Here is a 2586-nt window from a genome sequence, read left to right as displayed (position 1 = left end):
GCTCGGGCGTGACAGCGTATTCGAGGTGAGCACGACCTCGGTCAGCCGCTTGGTCTGCTCGGGCGCCGTGACGCTGGCCGCACGCTGCGGCACGCCGGCGGCGCTGCAGATTGCGTCCCAGACATTGGCGAATTGCACCCAGGGCTGCGCGAAGGGCAGCACGATGAAGCCGGCAATCGCAGTCACGATCAGGATCGCGGCGGTGATGCCGACGCCTCGCGTGAAATGCGGATTGCTGAAGGTGAAGAGGTCGCGCGCGCTCATCACTGCGCTCCCACATAGACGGCCGGCACCGACGTGCCCGAACTCAGCGCCAGGTTCAGGATCGGATAGCCGTAATTGGTGAGGGTGAGGGCGATCATCAGCGCCACCCACAATGCATGCGTATTGAGCGCGACGGGCACCGTCCTCGGTTCGTGCACGGCGAGCGCAAAGCGGTAGGGCCCGGCGTCGGCCTGAGGCGCGCGCATGCCGCGCGCCAGGATGACGATGAACATGATGCCCGACGCCAGCAGGATGAAACCGCCGATCGCCGAGAGGGTGACGGAAAGCGCCTGTGGCGCGATGCCGGGATCGCCGAAATCGAAATAGGCCATGCGGCGCGGCATGCCCAAGATGCCGACCCAGTGCCAGGGGAACGTGGTGACGATCATGCCGACGAACCACAGCCAGAGCTGGCTGCGCATCAGGCGGATATCGATCAGCTCGCGCCCGGTCAGATGCGGCCACAGATCATAGGCGATCGCAAAGTACATGATCACGATGGCGCCGCCGAAGATCAGGTGGAAATGGCCGGTGATCCACTGCGTGTTGTGGATCGACGCATCGAGCTGATAGCTCATGTTGATGAGGCCGCCGGCGCCGCCGAAGCCGAGCATGACGAAGGAGAACGCCAGCGCCAGCATCATCGGATTGTCCCAGGGCAGGGCGCCGATCCAGCCGAACATGCCGCGGCCGCCGCGCAGCCGCGCCGCGATCTCGACCGAGGCGCAGATCGTGAACACCGTCAGCAGCGTCGGCAGCGCCACCAGCGCCGTGAAGGCCGAGTGGATGAACTTGAAGCCGGCGCCGACCTGCGGATCGGCGAAGGTGTGATGCATGCCGATCGGCATCGCCACCACCAGGAACAGGATGAAGGAGATCCGCGCCATGCTGTCGGAATAGACCCGGCCGCCGATCGCGCGCGGAACGATGGTGTAATAGGCGATGTAGGTCGGCATCAGCCAGAAATAGACGATGGCGTGCAGCGTCCAGGAGAAGAAGATGCGGGCGAGCCCGGCATCGATCGTGTTCTTCAGCCCCGCCGCGACCGGGATGATCTGCAACAGCAACTCGAGCGCGGCGCCGACCGCAGTCCAGGCCCACAAATAAGAACCCGCGACATTGGCGAACATCGCGAGCGGCACGGGCGCGCCGGGATGAGCCTTTCGCCAGACCCGCAGATTGATCGACATCAGCGCGACCCAGATCCACGAGCCGACCACGACCAGGACCACGCCGAGATAGTAGAAGACGTTGCCGATCAGCGGCGGATAGAAGGTGTAGAGCACCGAGGCGCGGCCGAGCGCGATCGGGATCACCGCCATGATGCTGCCGGCGACGATCAGCCAGAATCCGGCCCAGGCCCAGCGCACGCCGACCAGGCGCTGCTGCAGCGCGGATTCGCTGATGGCATAGCCGAATCCCATCGCGACCAGCGTCGGGAACACGTAGCCCATCACCGTGCCGTGCGCGGTCAGCGAGCGGTAATAGAGCTCGGGATTGGACAGCCAGGTGCCGATTGGGCTGCGGATGAACATCTGCCAGGCGCCGAGCGTGAGCGCGATGCCGAACACGGCGAAGGCCAGCCAGAAATGGGCGAGGATGAGCTTCCTATTGACCAACACAGCTCAGCCTCCCGCCAGCCTTGGCACGACCCGCGAATTCGGTCTTGTCGATCACCTTGACCTTGCCCCACATGCCCTCGTGGCCAAAGCTGCAAAACTCCTGGCAGGGCATCAGGTAGTCGCCGGTGCGCGTAAAGCGCATGAGCTGCTCGGAAATGTAGCCGGGCACCAGCATGGTGTTGACGTTGGTGCCCTGGATCAGGATGCCATGCACGACGTCGGCGCTGGTGGCACGCAGCGTGATCGGCGTGTCCACGGGCACCACGATGCAGGCCGGCGTGAAGGAATATTGCTGCCCGATCGCGCGCACGGTCACGTTGCCGCTTGTCTCCAGTACGCTGCCGAGATTGCTCTCGACGAATTCGCCGGACAGATGCAGCCGCGAGGGATCGGTGATCTCGACGCGCGGCTGCGGCATGGTCGCGCGGTGGATGCCGGCAAAGGCCGCCAGCAGCGCCATCATCACGATGATGATCACGGCAATGGTGGCCCAGCGCCGCTCGACGCGGGCCGCGACCTCGGCGCTGCCATGGGTGTCTTCTGTGCTCATTGCAGCGATCCGCGCGGCAGGAACACGAACAGATAGAAGTAACGGCAACCTCACCAACGGCCTGACGCTGCGCCGCGAGCTCGTGAAGAACGGCGCGATGATGCAGTCGACCACCGACACCGAGGTGATCCTGCATCTGGTCGCGCGCTC

At 64.8% G+C, this 2586-nt stretch carries 2 protein-coding genes and 1 pseudogene; all 3 read right to left on the bottom strand.

Annotation, left to right across the window (positions count from 1 at the left end):
* A pseudogene (locus MOV75_RS34080) lies at positions 1-264 on the bottom strand (cytochrome c4); the annotation flags it as partial.
* A complete protein-coding gene (locus tag MOV75_RS34075) occupies positions 264-1886 on the bottom strand; it encodes a b(o/a)3-type cytochrome-c oxidase subunit 1 (protein ID WP_246924409.1) in 1623 nt (540 codons plus the stop codon). The gene MOV75_RS34075 and the pseudogene MOV75_RS34080, both read right to left, overlap by 1 nt.
* Positions 1873-2436, bottom strand: coding sequence for a cytochrome C oxidase subunit II (locus MOV75_RS34070; RefSeq protein WP_246924411.1), 564 nt, complete (start codon positions 2434-2436; stop codon positions 1873-1875). Before MOV75_RS34070 ends, MOV75_RS34075 begins: the two co-directional genes overlap by 14 nt.
* Positions 2437-2586: the final 150 nt, after the last annotated feature.

The organism is Bradyrhizobium sp. PRIMUS42, from assembly GCF_023006515.1.
Classification (GTDB): Bacteria; Pseudomonadota; Alphaproteobacteria; order Rhizobiales; family Xanthobacteraceae; genus Bradyrhizobium.
The sequence above is the reverse complement of the archived record's forward strand: the minus strand, read 5'-3'. Positions and strand labels throughout refer to the sequence as shown.

What these genes read in the sequence shown, in the direction of transcription:
- MOV75_RS34070 (WP_246924411.1), bottom strand. Translation starts at nt 2,436, where the DNA reads ATGAGCACAGAAGACACCCATGGCAGCGCCGAGGTCGCGGCCCGCGTC.